The sequence below is a fragment of the Bradyrhizobium genosp. A genome (assembly GCF_049949275.1).
Taxonomy (GTDB): domain Bacteria; phylum Pseudomonadota; class Alphaproteobacteria; order Rhizobiales; family Xanthobacteraceae; genus Bradyrhizobium.
On sequence record NZ_CP188196.1, the window covers coordinates 1,309,818 to 1,323,753 of the forward strand.

The 13,936-nt window shown below is 64.8% G+C and carries 12 protein-coding genes; 5 read left to right on the forward strand and 7 right to left on the reverse strand.

Going from position 1 to position 13,936, the window contains the following annotated elements; all coding sequences use genetic code 11:
• Positions 1-26 precede the first annotated feature (26 nt).
• The 3 genes from ACP2YP_RS05950 to ACP2YP_RS05960 form a co-directional block, all read right to left on the reverse strand.
• Complete coding sequence (locus tag ACP2YP_RS05950) at positions 27-833, reverse strand: WecB/TagA/CpsF family glycosyltransferase (protein WP_426422947.1); 807 nt, start codon at positions 831-833, stop codon at positions 27-29.
• Positions 826-3,120: an exopolysaccharide transport family protein gene (locus ACP2YP_RS05955; RefSeq protein ID WP_426422948.1), complete on the reverse strand. Its 2,295-nt coding sequence runs from the start codon at positions 3,118-3,120 to the stop codon at positions 826-828. Before ACP2YP_RS05955 ends, ACP2YP_RS05950 begins: the two co-directional genes overlap by 8 nt.
• Before the next feature lie 297 nt (positions 3,121-3,417).
• A complete protein-coding gene (locus ACP2YP_RS05960) occupies positions 3,418-4,203 on the reverse strand; it encodes a class I SAM-dependent methyltransferase (protein WP_426422950.1) in 786 nt (261 codons plus the stop codon).
• Between the two features lie 409 nt (positions 4,204-4,612).
• Here ACP2YP_RS05960 and ACP2YP_RS05965 point away from each other — a divergent pair, with 409 nt between their 5' ends.
• Positions 4,613-5,641: a glycosyltransferase family 2 protein gene (locus tag ACP2YP_RS05965; protein ID WP_426422951.1), complete on the forward strand. Its 1,029-nt coding sequence runs from the start codon at positions 4,613-4,615 to the stop codon at positions 5,639-5,641.
• 11 nt (positions 5,642-5,652) lie between these two features.
• On the opposite strand, the gene ACP2YP_RS05970 is transcribed toward ACP2YP_RS05965, so the two are convergent.
• Positions 5,653-6,558 carry a glycosyltransferase gene (locus tag ACP2YP_RS05970; protein WP_426426056.1) on the reverse strand — a complete coding sequence of 302 codons (906 nt, stop codon included), beginning with the start codon at positions 6,556-6,558 and terminating at the stop codon, positions 5,653-5,655.
• A 278-nt stretch (positions 6,559-6,836) separates the two neighbouring features.
• Here ACP2YP_RS05970 and ACP2YP_RS05975 point away from each other — a divergent pair, with 278 nt between their 5' ends.
• The 4 genes from ACP2YP_RS05975 to ACP2YP_RS05990 all read left to right on the forward strand — a co-directional run bounded on the left by ACP2YP_RS05975 (position 6,837) and on the right by ACP2YP_RS05990 (position 11,576).
• Complete coding sequence (locus tag ACP2YP_RS05975; protein WP_426422953.1) at positions 6,837-7,922, forward strand: glycosyltransferase; 1,086 nt, start codon at positions 6,837-6,839, stop codon at positions 7,920-7,922.
• 39 nt (positions 7,923-7,961) lie between these two features.
• Positions 7,962-9,314: an O-antigen ligase family protein gene (locus tag ACP2YP_RS05980; RefSeq protein ID WP_426422954.1), complete on the forward strand. Its 1,353-nt coding sequence runs from the start codon at positions 7,962-7,964 to the stop codon at positions 9,312-9,314.
• 152 nt (positions 9,315-9,466) lie between these two features.
• Positions 9,467-10,612: a GNAT family N-acetyltransferase gene (locus tag ACP2YP_RS05985; RefSeq protein ID WP_426422956.1), complete on the forward strand. Its 1,146-nt coding sequence runs from the start codon at positions 9,467-9,469 to the stop codon at positions 10,610-10,612.
• 79 nt (positions 10,613-10,691) lie between these two features.
• Positions 10,692-11,576, forward strand: coding sequence for a protein-L-isoaspartate O-methyltransferase family protein (locus tag ACP2YP_RS05990; RefSeq protein WP_426422957.1), 885 nt, complete (start codon positions 10,692-10,694; stop codon positions 11,574-11,576).
• Positions 11,577-11,679: 103 nt separating this feature from the next.
• Here the strand turns inward: ACP2YP_RS05990 and wrbA are convergent, their stop codons facing one another.
• From wrbA to ACP2YP_RS06005, 3 genes are all read right to left on the reverse strand, one after another.
• A complete protein-coding gene (wrbA, locus tag ACP2YP_RS05995; RefSeq protein WP_426422959.1) occupies positions 11,680-12,279 on the reverse strand; it encodes an NAD(P)H:quinone oxidoreductase in 600 nt (199 codons plus the stop codon).
• 131 nt (positions 12,280-12,410) lie between these two features.
• Entirely contained in the window at positions 12,411-13,109 is a 699-nt protein-coding gene (locus tag ACP2YP_RS06000; protein WP_426422960.1) for a pirin family protein, read from the reverse strand.
• 37 nt (positions 13,110-13,146) lie between these two features.
• Positions 13,147-13,899: an SDR family NAD(P)-dependent oxidoreductase gene (locus ACP2YP_RS06005; RefSeq protein ID WP_426422962.1), complete on the reverse strand. Its 753-nt coding sequence runs from the start codon at positions 13,897-13,899 to the stop codon at positions 13,147-13,149.
• Between the last annotated feature and the right edge of the window lie 37 nt (positions 13,900-13,936).

Genomic DNA, 13,936 nt, shown 5'->3' on the forward strand with positions numbered 1-13,936 from the left:
GCAGCGGTTGCTTAACGGTACTCTTCTTAGCGATTGAGGGGCCGCTTGCGGCCGAAGAGAAGATAGATCGCGCGGGGGTTGGTGGTCAAATAGCGCCACAACAGGCGACGCGGCTCGAGCCAGGTGCGCCAGGCCCATTCGAGACCGATCCTCTGCATCCATTGCGGCGCGCGAGAGCGGCTGCCCGACAGGAAGTTGAACAGGCCGCCCGAGGTCTTGATGACGCCGACATTGGTCAGCAGCGGCGTGTATTCCTCGACAAAGGCCTGCTCGTTGGGCACGCCGAGCGCGACCCACAGGCAATCCGGCGCAAGTGCATTGATCTCCTCGACTTTGGCGCGCAACGCGTCGCCACGGAGATAGCCATGGCTGTATCCAACGATCTTGAGCTTCGGATACAGGTTCTGGACTTTCCTGACTGCCGCGGCGTTCTCCTCCTCGCTGGCGCCAAGCATGTAGAAGCTGCGGCCAGTGACTTCCGCCTTCCGCGCGACGACATGGAACAGGTCCGTGGTGGCCACTCGCTCCGGCAGCGGAAACCATGACTGCAGTCTTGACGCAGTCACCAGCGGCTGGCCGTCGGCATTGATCAGATCGGCGGCACGGAAAAGGCGATCGGTCTGCGGTTCTGTCGAGCAGCGCGCCAGCACTTCGCCATTGGCCGAAGTCAGGTACAACGGGCGGCCGATGCGATGACGTGGATCGGTCGCCTCGATCATGAAATCTGCGGTGGCTTCCAGGTCGAGTGCGGCCATGCGAAGGCCGCCGACGGTGATCCGTGGCACCTCGGCGGTCGCGGCCCGGCCGTCCAGATTGACGCGGCGCTCAAGCATATTGTTTGCCTCGCTGGCGCGTTTGAGTTGCAGGGGTGAGCTCGTCGAGCACGACGCCGACGAGCTTGCGCTGGGCACCGCCGAGCGCGGCCAGAATTTCTTCCATGCTGTCGTTGATGTCGAGGTTGGTCGGCAGCACCGCCACCAGCGCGTCGGCGCTGTCGAGCAGCTTGCGTCCTGCGGTCGAGAGCGGCATCGCGGGGCCGTCGAGAATGACGAGGTCATAGCCGCCGGCCGAACGCGCCTGTGCGATTGCCTTGCGGATCGCGTCAGCGGCCTTGCCGGCATCGTTCTCGGTCGCCGGCAGCACCGAGATGCCGTTGACGGTCTTGATCTCGCGCGCGGCCTTGCTGCCGATCGAGAGCCAGCCAAGCTTGGTCGGCTCGCTCTTGCCAGGACGGTTGATCCTGTTCGAGAGCGTGTGCGCCTGATGGTCGGCGTCGATCATCAGCACGCGGCTGCCGTCGCGCGCGGCTGCGAGCGCGAAATTCAGCGCGGTCACGCTGCGCCCGGTGGTATCACCGGCGCCGACCAGTGCCATCACCGGCATGGTCTTGCCGCCGGCGCGCCGGGCCATCGCCGCACGCATGTCGCGCAAGGCGTTGAGCAGCGTCGTCAGCGGAAATCCGGGGCGCAGCGTCGGCCAGCCGACGCGGGTCAGATCGACGCCGCTGCCGGTCGCGAGAATGGCGCCGAGCGTGCGGATCACGTCGGCCTCCTGAAGGCGGGCGATTAGCGGTTTCTCGACCAGCGCGAGCGCAGGTGGAGGCGCAGCGGCTTCGGGCTGAGGTCTCGTAAGATCCGGCGCGGGCGTGCGCTCGCGGCGGCTCGGTTCGGGGGCGGTCGCGCCGTTGATCAGATGCTCGGCCGCGACGAACCAGGAGGCGGCGGCAAGCGCGCCGAACATGAAGCCGATCATGGCGAACAGGCTCATCGCCGGCGGGAACGAGCGGCGTTGCGGCACCGTGGCCTCGCCGATGACGCGGGCCGCCGACGTGTTCAGGGTCTCCTGCTCCTCGGTTTCGCGTGAGCGCTTGAGGAAGGATTGATAGACGTCGCGGCTGGCGTCGGCCTCGCGCTCGAGCTCGCGCAGGCGCACGGCGGCCTGGCTGAGCTGCACGCTCTGCCGCTTCTGGACTTCCAGCGCCCGGTTGAGCGACGCCTCGTAGTCGCGGGCGCGGGTCAGATCGTTCTTGGCGGACAGCGCAAAGCGCTCGATCTCCTCGCTGATGGTGCGCTTGAGATCCTCGACCTGCTTCTCGGTCTGCCGCAGCGCCGGGTGCCGCGGGCCGAGCTCGGCGGTCTGCTCCGCATATTTCTTGCGGGCGTCGGCATATTGCGCGCGGAGGTTCGCGATCGTCGGCGACTGCAGGGCTTCGGGAATGGCGCCTGCATCCGCAGCGGTCCGCTTGTTCGCCTCGATCTGGTCCAGCCGCGCCTGCGCGTCCATCGTCGCCGCGCGGGCCGCGGACAGCCGCTGGTTGCTATTGGAGAGTTGTTGATCGCTGATCAGCGAGTCCTGGGTGCCGACGAAATTGTTCTGTGCCTTGTAGGTCGCAAGCGCGGTCTCGGCGTTGCGCAGCCGCTCGCGCAACTCCTTCAGCCGGCCAGACAATTCACTGGTGGCGCGCCGCGCCGCCAGCGCCTGCGAATTGCGCGAGTCCGTGAGGTAGGTGTTGGTCAGCGTATTGGCGAGCATCGCTGCCTTCGCGGGATCGGTCGACCAGACCTCGATGTCGACGATGAAGCTCTTGTCGCCCTTTCGGATCGTGATGTGCTTGTTCAGCGCGTCGAGCGCCGCAAGCTGCACGTCCTTGATGTCAGCCGCGGACAGCGCGCGCGGCTGAAGGCCGATCAGGCCCAGCAGCGACGTCATCAAGGTCTTGGTATCGCCGCCGCCGCCGAATTCCGGATCCTTGTCGAGATTGGCCTGCTGGATCAGCTGCAGCAGCACGCTGTTGGAAGTGATCAGGCGCGCCTGGCTCTCCACCACCATGGACATGCCGGAGACGTCCTGCGCGCGCGGTGTGAGCTCGCGATCGACGAGCTGAAGCTCGCGCGGGTCGACATAAAGCTGGGCGATCGCGGTGTAGCGGGGTGTCAGGCTCTTGCCGACGGTGACGGCGAGGCACGCGCCGATCAGCGCCGCGGCGCCGATCGCAATCTTGCGTCGCCATAGGAGACTGACGAGCTCCAGCCCGTTGAAGCTGGCCTCGGACTTCCGCTGCGGGGCCTCCGACATCGTCGGATGTCTGGCCCGGTCGATCGGCTGGTTATAGTCGAGCATAATCCCCAGCTTTCATTCCAACGGCCGCGGGCTGAGGGGCTACTCTTCGCTTTACGCCTCGCACCGGGGATATAGGTGCGCAATCAACGCAACAGGGAAAATTAACCATACTCATTGAGGGACTATTCACCGAAATGGCAAACAAAGCGTTTAAGCGCGAGCCACGATCTGCCGCGTCGTTGTGACGTTTCGGCAGCGTCGGTCCCCCAGTGATTAACGGTTCGTTACCGTGCATCCCCAACGGCGTGCGCGCATGCGGCTTTACAGCGTCTTGGCCGGCCTGCGCGCGCATGTCCGTCAGCGCTTCCGCAGGATGACGTGATAGTCGCCGCGGCGCACGTCGGTGTCGCGCGGAAGCACGGCGTTCATGACAGCGGCGCCGGCGTCGACGAGGGCGGCGAACAGCGGCTTGCGCTGGCGCATCTCGGGATAGCGCGGGCTCTCGACCTCACGGCGGTAGATCGTCTCCAGCCCCTGGGCGGCCGCGAACGCTTCGAGCTTCGACAGCGTCACCAGCGGATGGAAGAAGGTCGGGAACGGCGCCTCGCCGGGCAGACCGGCGGTCTTGATGCCGCGGATATTCCGGTAGAACCAGACATGAAACCAGTGCGGCGAGTATTTGGTGACGACGCCGGACAGCGAGCGCGGATTGGGCGCGCCGATCAGGATCATTCCGCCCCGCTTGAGCGCATCGCGGAAGTTCAGGAGCGCCGCCTCGACATCGGGCAGGTGTTCGATCACGTTGTAGCAGATCACGACGTCGAAGGTTTCAGGCGCGAAGCGATAGGTCTGCACGTCGCCGAGGATCGCCTCGTCCGCGTAGGTGTTGTTGCGGACCTGGTCTTCGTCGATGTCGACGACGGTGACGTGGCTGCGGCTCAGGACGTCGATGGGCAGGAAGCTCGAGGAGCCGCCACCGGCCTCGTAGATCGCAAGCCGGCCTTGCGGCAACGCGCGGCGGAGCACTTCGTGAACGCCGAGCAGGCTGTCGCGAGCCTCGCCGGCGACGAGGTCGAGCAGGGCCTGGGTGTGCGCCGGAGCACTGGTCGCTGTTGCGAAATCGATCGTGGCTGGCTTGTTCATGTTTTCTAACCGCGCTTGTTCGATTCAAATTTACAGGAAAAATCTCTCGTGCCCGAAGAGCAAATCTGATGCCGCGCGCCTTCACCGGTCGCGGTGCTTACGGTCAGGTTAATGCATCCATGCGTTAACTACGGCATTGTCCATGTTGCGCTGTCGGCCGGTGATGGACTGCAAATTGCAGTATCACACGCGCAGGAATTCGCAGGGAAAACACGCGAAAGCGGTTAAGCGCATGATCGCGTCATAGCCGGGACATCAGCGTCGCGGTGCAGTTTGAGCGCTGGAGCGGGCCCGTTCATTTTGGGACGTATCTGTCCCGCGCGACCGTGTCGCCTTGGAACAGCAGCGATCGATGCAGGGCTCTTCAATGAAAGGGCTTTCTCAATGAATCTCGGACATTGAATAGGCCATGACGCTGATCCCGACCGATTTGTCCGCCAGCCGGATCTCGGAAACGTTGCACGATCCCAACCGGGAGATCGCCGCGAGCTCGCGCGTCATTGATCTCTCGGTCGGCATCGTCGTCTGCATTCCCTGCTTCCGCCGCCCGCAGCATCTGCGGCTGACGCTGGACTCGCTCGTCGACCAGCGCACTCCGCGCCCCTTCGCGGTGGTGATGGTCGAGAACGACGCGGTGGGGCGCGCGAGCGCGCCGGTGGCCGCGGAGTATCTCGCTTCCGGCAAGCTCCAGGGCATCTGCCTGGTCGAGAAGCGGCAGGGCAATTGCCAGGCGATCAACGCCGCGTTCGAGACGGCGCAGGCGCTGTTTCCCGCCGCAACCCGTTTCCTGATGATCGACGACGACGAGATCGCTTCGCCCGATTGGCTCGAGCTGATGGTCCGTACTGCGGAGGCGACCGGTGCCGACGTGGTCGGGGGACCGGTGCTGCCAGTGTTCGACGACGACAGCCAACCCTGGCTCGCGTGCCATCCCGCGTTCTGTCCCGCCTACGACTACACCGGTGCGGTGCCGCTGATCTATGGCTGCGGCAATTGCGTGATCACGCGCGCGGCATTCGAGCGGCTCGGCAGCCCCGCCTTCGATCTGCGCTTCAATTTCCTTGGCGGGGGAGATTGCGATTTCTTCTATCGCGGCCGCAATGCCGGCATGACCTTCCACTGGATCGCGGAAGCCGTCATCACCGAGACCGTGCCGCAGAACCGCACCAGCCTCGGCTGGATCGCCAAACGGAGCCTCCGCATCGGGGTGATCAACTATCGCGTGCGGTCCAAAGCCGCGCAGGGCGCGGGCGCGCGGGCGCGCGTGTTTGCGCAGACCTTGGGACGGCTGCCGCTGTCGCTGGTGCGCTCGGCTCGCCTGCTGACGTCATCGAAAGCGGTCGTCGCGATGCATCCGATGCTGGTGGCCGTCGGTTCTGCTCTCGCGGCATTCGGTTACGATCCGAAGCCCTATGAGGCCTCGAAGATCGTTTCCTGACGCGTCGGCCGCTAGATTCCAAAATATGAAAGAGCGATCCTGATGGCAGATCGCGGTAGCGCCTTAAGCGAGCGCCGGCCGACCATGCCGAGATAGGCATGCACTTCGCGATATCTCCCGAAGCGGACCGCCTGCGTCGCCGCATAGGTCACGAGATGGATTTCCGCGGCCTGCCGCAAGCGGAGCGCAGCGCCGGCTGGCAGCTTGCTGAGGATCAACTCATCGTCGAACACGCGCGCGACCGCCGGGAAGAAATCCTGCGGCGTCCGCACCGCGGCGTTCATCGTGTTGGAGGTGTGCAGGCGATAGTCGAGCAGAAGCTTCGGTACGTAAGCGAACTCGCCTGTTGCGGCGAGGCGGCACCAGCAATGCCAGTCCTCGCAATAGCGGAGCGAGACGTCGAAGCCGCCGGTGGCGCGGAAGGCGTCCGCGCGAACCAGCATGATGCCGCCATTGACGATGAAATTGCCGCAGACCAAGCGCTCCAGCACGTTATCGGACGGCTTGAGACGTCCCTTCAGGAGGCCGCGGCGGCCGATCGCCTGTCCTGCGCTGTCGATCGTGTTGTAGTCGCCATAGACCAGCACCGCGCGCGGCGCGGCCTTCGCCGCCGTCAGCAGCGTCGTCACGGCATTGGGCCGCAGGCGATCGTCGGCATCGAGGAACATCAGCCAGTCCCCGCGCGCGCCTCGTGCGCCGAGGTTGCGCGCGGCAGACACGCCGCTGGCGTCGTTCGCTGTCAGACGCAGCCGTGGATCGCGGATGGCCTGGACGATCGCCACAGTGTCATCGGTCGAGCCGTCGTCGACGACGATGACCTCGGTGACATCGGCTTGCGCCAGCGCGCTTGCGATGGTTTCGCCGATATAGGCCGCGGCATTCTTCGCGGGGATGACGACAGAAACAACAGGCGGCATCGCGCGCGCATCCGCCGCCGCGGGCGCGCCGGCCGCTGCATCGAGCGTGGCGTCGGTGAGGGTCAGGCGATGGCTCGTCGTGTTTAAGGATCTGTTAACCAGGCTGTCGGCAATCGAATTCTGAGCTGGCGCGGATGATACCCACATAACGATCAAATCGTTGTTGCGAAGGCCGTCGCGTCGCCAGTTTCGTAGATTAGCGTTAAACGTGTGGCGTTAAGTCTGTCACTGCTTTCGAGAGGTGCGGCAGCCGGTCTCGAGCGAGAATGAAGATCTTGATGCCCCGGACGGACCCTGTGCCCGCAAAGACATTCGACTACGATCCCGACGACATGATCCTCAACCTGTTCTACGAGGACAAGGACGATCGCTGGTTTCCCGGCGACCGTCATCTGCGTCGCATGGCGCGCAAGATGCTGTTCGGCGAGCCGCGGATGAGCGGGCAGCTGCGCGTGTTCCTCAATCTCTGTGCAGGGCTCGACCGGCTCGGCATCCGCTATCGCGTCAACGACTACGGCTACATCGCGCAGTATCCCGAGGAAGTTGCCTGCATCATCGGTCGCGCCTTCCTGCTCGACAAGTTTGCATGGAAGAACCCGATCCTGCTTGGCGTTTGTGCCTATAATCATCCGTTGGACGATCCCGACCTGTTCAAGCGGCTTCCAGTCCGGAAATTCCTGGTGCCCGGTCCGTGGTATGCGGAGATGTACCGGGCCCATTGGCCGGAGACCGAAGCCTGGCCGGTCGGCATCGACACTGATTTGTGGGCGCCGTCGCGCCCGGGCGAGAAGACCGTCGACGTCCTCCTCTACGACAAGGTCAGCTGGGACCGCGAGCGCTACGTGCCGGAGCTGGTCGAGCCGGTTCGCGCGCGGCTGATCAAGGAAGGTCGCTCCTTCACCGAGTTGCGTTATGGCAGCTACAAGGAGGAAGATTATCAAGCAGCGCTCCGGCACTCGCGCGCGATGATCTTCCTGTGCCAGAACGAGAGCCAGGGCATTGCCTATCAGCAGGCGCTGTCCTGCGGTGTGCCGGTGTTCGCCTGGGATCCCGGCGGCCCGTGGCCGGATCCCGACTACTATCCGCACCGGGTGCAGTTCGAGCCGGTGTCATCGGTGCCCTATTGGGATGATCGCTGCGGGCTCAAATTCACGGACCGCGCCGGCTTCGAGGACGGCTGGACAGATTTCTGGGCCGGCTGCACCGCGGGCAAATTCGATCCGCGCGGCTACATCCTGGACAATCTCACGCTGGAGCAGCGCGCGCTGCAATATTACGAGATCGCGCGCAGCGTCGCACGGCAGAGCCGGATTCCTGCCGCGTCCGGCATGCTGGTTGACGGATGGTTAACGGGGATGGGCTAGACCTCTGAGGTCCCGCATCGTCCCACCCGGCCTTGAGGCATGGATTGCAGCGCCGCAGACATGACTGACGTCGAGGCCCGCTCGCTCGGCCATGCGCTGCGCGACGAGCTGGCGAGGTTCAGCGTCGTGAGCGCGGCGCGCTGCCTTGTTGCCGTCACCGCCCTGCTTTTGGTCCTGATAACGCTCGATCCGTTTCCAGACTTGCGCAACCCCGACGTCGCCACCGTCGTCGGCGGACGATTGGCGACAACCTACATCTCGTTCGGATTGCTGGCCGTGCTCGCGGTGCTGTTCGCCCTCACCACCGACGCGGCCTCGCTCAGAAGCCTGGTCACGCCGCTGCATCTCTGCCTGATCGGTTGGATGCTGATCGATCTGGCATTTTCCGAGAGCCGCGAGGTCTCGATCCAGCGCTTGGTGCTCGCCGCCAGCGCAACCACGCTTGCCGTCCTGCTGCCGCTGCTGCCGCCGACACAGCGGAGCTTCAATCTGTGCCTCGGCGGCGCCGCGCTGGTGCTGCTGGTGGTGTGCTATCTCGGCGTCCTCTTTGCCCCGCAATATTCGATCCACAGCGCGCTCGACATCACCGAGCCGCAGCTTGCCGGCGACTGGCGCGGCAGTTTTGGCCACAAGAACATCGCCTCGCCAGTCATGACCATCCTGGTCTATGTTGGCATTTACCTGTCAGCCGTGGGCTCCTTCGTAATGGGGCCTGCTATCGCGCTGCTTGCCGGCATCTTCCTGGTATTCACCGGCGGCAAGACGTCGTCGGTGCTGTGCCTTGCCATCTATGCCCTTGCATCGCTGGTCTATCTCACGCGGAGCCTGTGGCTGAAGCGGATCATCTGCTTTGCGCCGCTGATCGTGATGAACCTGCTGACGGTTGGCAGCATCATGAGCCCGGTGCTCGGCAGCATCACGCGGGCGCTTCCGGTCGATCCCAGTTTCACCGGCCGTTCCGAAGTTTGGGAGTTTGCGCTCGCAGCGGTTGCGGAAAAGCCGATCACCGGTCACGGTTATGCGGCGTTCTGGGACGGCGTGACGGAGCGGCAGACCACCCAGGGATCGGAATGGGCGGTGACGGCGGCCCACAGCCACAACAGCTATCTCGACCTCGCCGTCACCATCGGCCTGCCGGGCCTGCTGCTGGTCGTCCTCATCTTCGTGGTTGCGCCGCTGCGCAATTTCCAGCAGGTCCAGGCCCACAACCGTAGCCACGCGCTGGGTAAGCTGTTCCTGACCATCTGGCTGTTCGGCCTGTATTTCGGGACGACCGAGACCTTCCTGCTCGAGCGGCAGAACCCGGTCTGGTTCATGTTCGCGCTCGCGGTCGCCGGGTTGCATTTCCTCGCCAGGTTCCAATGCGTCACGCAAATGGAACCCGATCGCTGACAGCTTGTCGCAGCGGCGCGTTTCATATCGGGACACGAGGGACATTGGGCAGGCTGCGACGGTATCGGCTTAACGATAAGCAGCGGCGTAACTTGTGGTGTGCGACAAAACATAATCTATCTGGACACGTATTGTAACTGTATGCCCCGCAAATGGCGTTTCTCAGCGTCGAACAACTACACGGTCGGGTGTCCAGCACGTCGGGAATCTCGGTTGATTTCTTGCATGACTGGCGACAGGCCGCATTGCGCCTGAATGCGGGCCATCGCACCGCGTTTCAGCATGGTTACTGGTTAGGTGCCTGGTACGAGGCCTTTCACGGCGTCGCGCCGCTGATCGCTGTCATCGCCGATACGACGAGCGGCAAGGACATCGCGATGGTGCCGATGTTCAGCCACACCAGGCGCGGCATCCGCGTCGTCGAGTTTGCCGATCTCGGCGTCTCCGACAACAACGCGCCGATCCTGGCCTGCGACGCGAGCTTCGATGCGGCCGGCGCACAGGCGATCGGCGCGGCGCTGGTCGATGGTTTGCGCGCCTTGACTGATCGCTTCGACCTGCTTCGCCTGAAGAAGTTGCCGGCCTATGTCGGCGCCAAGCCGAACCCGCTGGTGTCGCTCGGCCGTTTCGGCTCCTGCTCGCTCAACGGCAATCTCGTGCTGACCGGTGACGACTACGCGGACTATCAGGCATCGATCAAGCGCATGCAGATGCCACGCTGCTGGCGCGTGTTCAGCCGTCACGGCGGCGCGCGGTTCGAGATCGCCAGCGACGTTATTCGCGCGCACGAGCTTCTTGACGCTATGGACGTGCAGCAGCAGGAGCGCATGCAGCTGCTCGGCTCGCGGTTCGTCCTCAACGACGAGGCCCATGCCCGCTTCTACCGTGATGTCGCCCGGCGGGGGGTTGCGGAAGGCTATGCGGTGGTTTCGGCGCTCGTCTGCGACGAGGGCATTGTCGCGACCACGTATGGCGTCAGATACGGCGCGACCTATTATTTGCTGCGCATCGGCCATGCCGGCAAGCTGTGGGCGAATTGCTCGCCGGGGCTGCTCGTGACCGAGCGCACCATCGCGGCCATGCATGCGCAGGGCGTGCGGCGCTTCGATCTCAGCATCGGCAATCACGATTACAAGCGCCGCTTCGGCGCCGAGCCGGTGCCGCTGACCGATGTCAGCGTCGCGCTGTCCTGGCGCGGGCTGCCTTATATGCTGCGCGACCATGCTGCCCAGGGCTTGCGCCGCCATCCGAGGCTCGCCGCCTTCGCGGCGCGGGCGATGGGCAAGGGCACGCGTTAGAGCGGTCGACGCTCGCGGGTTGCAGGGTCACTCCAATATCGCAATGATTGTGCTATCGTCGCCGCCGCCAGGAGGCGACATGAGCGATCGTTCGGACAAATTTCGCGCATTCTATGCGCAGTTGATCTGCGCTGCGGCCAAGACCACGGACCCTCGAATCGAGCAGGCGTTTCGCAGCGTGAGGCGCGAACCCTTCGCCGGACCCGGACCGTGGTCGATCTCGTTCGGCGGCCATCCTTACGTCGTGACGCCCGACGATGATCCCGCCTTTCTCTATCAAAACACGCTGCTGGCGCTGGATCCGGCGCGTGGCGTCAACATCGGCATGCCCGGCGCGCACGCCTATTGGCTCAGCGGTTGCGGCGTCAGGGAAGGCGAGACCGTACTGCAGATCGGCGCGGGCACCGGCTATTACACCGCCATTCTCGCCGAGCTCGCCGGTTCCAAAGGCCGCGTCTATGCCTATGAGATCGACGAACGCCTGGCTGCGCTTGCGCGCGATAATCTGAAAGACATCGCCACGGTCGAGCTGCGCGAGCGCACGGGCATTGCGTCCGATCTGCCTGATGTCGACGTCATCTACGTCTGTGCGGGCGCGGCCCAGCCGGCAACGGAATGGCTCGCGGTGTTGCGGCCCGGCGGCCGGCTGGTGTTTCCGCTGGCGCCAGAGGGCGTGCTCGGCGGCATGCTGATGATCACGCGCCCGGAGCAGGGAACGGCCTGGCCAGCGAAATTCTTGAGCCGCGCCCAGTTCGTCGGTTGCGCGGGACTTCAGGACGCGGATGCCGGCCGGCGATTGGCCGAGGCGTTCGCGAAGGGATGGGAGAGCGTGCAGTCGTTGCGGCGAGAGGACGCGCCCGACGAGAGCTGCTGGTTTGCCGGCGACGGCTGGTGGCTTTCAACGGCGCCCGCGTCGGCGCCGGCGGTCAGCATCCCGCCGCACGCGGACATCACGCAGGCCTGATACTCCCTGCATACATAGATGGGGCGGCATTCCCTGAGGAGAATGCCGCCCGCGTCGCATCAGCCATGCAGCTGATTTTGGAGCTTAAGCTCAACCGTGCGGCTTAGCCCTGAAGTTTCTTGGCGGTCTCCGCGATCTGGCGTCCTTGATAGCGCGCGCCGGCGAGCTCATTGGCGCTGGGCTGGCGGCTGCCGTCGCCGCCGGTGATCGTGGTGGCGCCGTAGGGCGCTCCACCGGTGACCTCGTCGAGCTTCATCTGGCCGGCAAAGCCATAGTTCATGCCGACGATCACCATGCCGAAATGCAGGAGGTTGGTGATGATCGAGAACAGCGTCGTCTCCTGGCCGCCATGCTGGGTCGCGGATGCAGTGAAGGCGCCGCCGACCTTGCCGTGCAGCGCGCCCTTGGCCCAGAGCCCGCCGGCCTGGTCCAGGAAGTTCGCCATCTGCGAGGCCATGCGGCCGAAGCGGGTGCCGGTGCCGACGATGATCGCGTCGTAATTGACGAGGTCTTCGATCTTGGCGACGGGGGCGGCCTGATCGACCTTGTAATACGAGGCCTTTGCGACCTCGGCCGGCACCAGCTCGGGCACGCGCTTGATGTCGACGGTGGCGCCGGTTTCGCGCGCGCCTTCAGCAACGGCATTCGCCATCGCTTCGATGTGGCCATAGGCGGAATAATAGAGGACGAGAACTTTGGTCATGGTGGTCTCCGTTGGGATTGATGTTCGTGATCTCTTCGTCGTTCCGGGGCGATGCAAAGCATCGAACCCGGAACCTCGAGATTCCGGGTCTGGCGCTTCGCGCCATCCCGGAATGACGGCCGATGATGTGGTTACGCAGCGTCGACGAGCACGAGCTCGGAGTCCTCGAGCGCCGTGATCTTCAGCGTGGCCTCGTCGCGGATCGCTGCGCCGTCGCGGGCATTGACGCGCACGCCGTTGATTTCAACTGCGCCGGCCGCAGGCACCAGATAGAGGTGCCGCGCCTTCTGCGGCTCGTACTCCGCGCTCTCGCCGGCCTTCAGCGTGGTGGCAAGCACCCGGGCATCGGCACGGATCGGCAGCGCGTCGGTGTCGCCCTCGACGCCGCTCGCAATGGTGACGAGCTTGCCGGAGCGGTCCGCCTTCGGAAACGGTTTTGAGCCCCAGGTCGGCTGACCGCCGCGCAGTGTCGGCTCGATCCAGATCTGGAAGATCCGGGTCTGCGTCGGCTCGAGATTGTACTCGGAGTGGCGGATGCCGCTGCCGGCGCTCATCACCTGCACGTCGCCCGCTTCAGTGCGGCCCTCGTTGCCGAGGCTGTCCTGATGGGTGATCGCGCCTTCGCGCACATAGGTGATGATCTCCATATTGGCGTGGGGATGGGCGGGAAAGCCGGTGTTCGGCGCGATCTCGTCATCGTTCCACACCCGCAAGGCGCCGTGACCCATATTGTTCGGGTCGTAATGGCTTGCGAAGGAGAAGTGATGCTTGGCCTTGAGCCAGCCGTGATCGGCGCCGCCGAGTTTTGCAAAAGGTCTGAGTTCGATCATGGAAGTGGTTCCCTGATTGGAGGGGGAGGATTTGGCGTTATGCGCCAAACCCTCCGTCGACATTGAGCACGGTGCCGGTGACGAAGGAGGCTTCCGGGCTGGCCAGGAAGACGACGCCGGCGGCAACTTCCTCGGGCCGTCCGAAGCGCTGCAGCGCGTGCTGCTTGCGCTGGGTTTCGGCGAACTCGCCGCCGTCCTTCGGATTCATGTCGGTGTCGATCGAGCCTGGCTGCACCACGTTGACGGTGATGCCGCGCGGGCCGAGGTCGCGCGCCGCACCCTTGGTGTAGCCGACCACGGCCGACTTGGTGGCGACGTAGTCGGCAAGGCCCGGGAACGAGGCGCGGTCCGCGAGCATCGAGCCGACGGTGACGATGCGTCCGCCTTCACCCATCAGCTGCGAGGCGGCGCGGATCGCCGCGATCACGCCATGCACGTTGACCTGGTCCTGCCGCTCCAGCGCGGCCGTGTCGGCGTTGGCGTCGTCGATCGCGCCGCCATTGGCGACGCCGGCGTTGTTGACGAGAATGTCGAGATGGCCGAATTCCTTGGCGACGTCGTTCACGAGCTTCGTCACGTCCTTGGCCGAGGCCTGGTCTGCCCTGAAGGCGCGGGCCTTGACGCCGCGGGCCTTCAGTTCGCTGACGACGGCTTCGGCCTTTTCGGGCGAGGCGACGTAGCTGATGGCGACGTCCGCGCCTTCGTCGGCGAGAGCGCGGGCTGAGGCCGCGCCGATGCCGCGCGAGCCGCCGGTGACGAGGGCAACCTTCCCTGAGAGCTTCTTGGCCATTGGATTTCGCCAGTCCTGAATTTCTGATGACCCTTGG

What these genes read in the sequence shown, in the direction of transcription:
- ACP2YP_RS05950 (WP_426422947.1), bottom strand. Translation starts at nt 833, where the DNA reads ATGCTTGAGCGCCGCGTCAATCTGGACGGCCGGGCCGCGACCGCCGAG.
- ACP2YP_RS05955 (WP_426422948.1), bottom strand. Translation starts at nt 3,120, where the DNA reads ATGCTCGACTATAACCAGCCGATCGACCGGGCCAGACATCCGACGATG.
- ACP2YP_RS05960 (WP_426422950.1), bottom strand. Translation starts at nt 4,203, where the DNA reads ATGAACAAGCCAGCCACGATCGATTTCGCAACAGCGACCAGTGCTCCG.
- ACP2YP_RS05965 (WP_426422951.1), top strand. Translation starts at nt 4,613, where the DNA reads ATGACGCTGATCCCGACCGATTTGTCCGCCAGCCGGATCTCGGAAACG.
- ACP2YP_RS05970 (WP_426426056.1), bottom strand. Translation starts at nt 6,558, where the DNA reads ATGCCGCCTGTTGTTTCTGTCGTCATCCCCGCGAAGAATGCCGCGGCC.
- ACP2YP_RS05975 (WP_426422953.1), top strand. Translation starts at nt 6,837, where the DNA reads ATGCCCCGGACGGACCCTGTGCCCGCAAAGACATTCGACTACGATCCC.
- ACP2YP_RS05980 (WP_426422954.1), top strand. Translation starts at nt 7,962, where the DNA reads ATGGATTGCAGCGCCGCAGACATGACTGACGTCGAGGCCCGCTCGCTC.
- ACP2YP_RS05985 (WP_426422956.1), top strand. Translation starts at nt 9,467, where the DNA reads ATGGCGTTTCTCAGCGTCGAACAACTACACGGTCGGGTGTCCAGCACG.
- ACP2YP_RS05990 (WP_426422957.1), top strand. Translation starts at nt 10,692, where the DNA reads ATGAGCGATCGTTCGGACAAATTTCGCGCATTCTATGCGCAGTTGATC.
- wrbA (WP_426422959.1), bottom strand. Translation starts at nt 12,279, where the DNA reads ATGACCAAAGTTCTCGTCCTCTATTATTCCGCCTATGGCCACATCGAA.
- ACP2YP_RS06000 (WP_426422960.1), bottom strand. Translation starts at nt 13,109, where the DNA reads ATGATCGAACTCAGACCTTTTGCAAAACTCGGCGGCGCCGATCACGGC.
- ACP2YP_RS06005 (WP_426422962.1), bottom strand. Translation starts at nt 13,899, where the DNA reads ATGGCCAAGAAGCTCTCAGGGAAGGTTGCCCTCGTCACCGGCGGCTCG.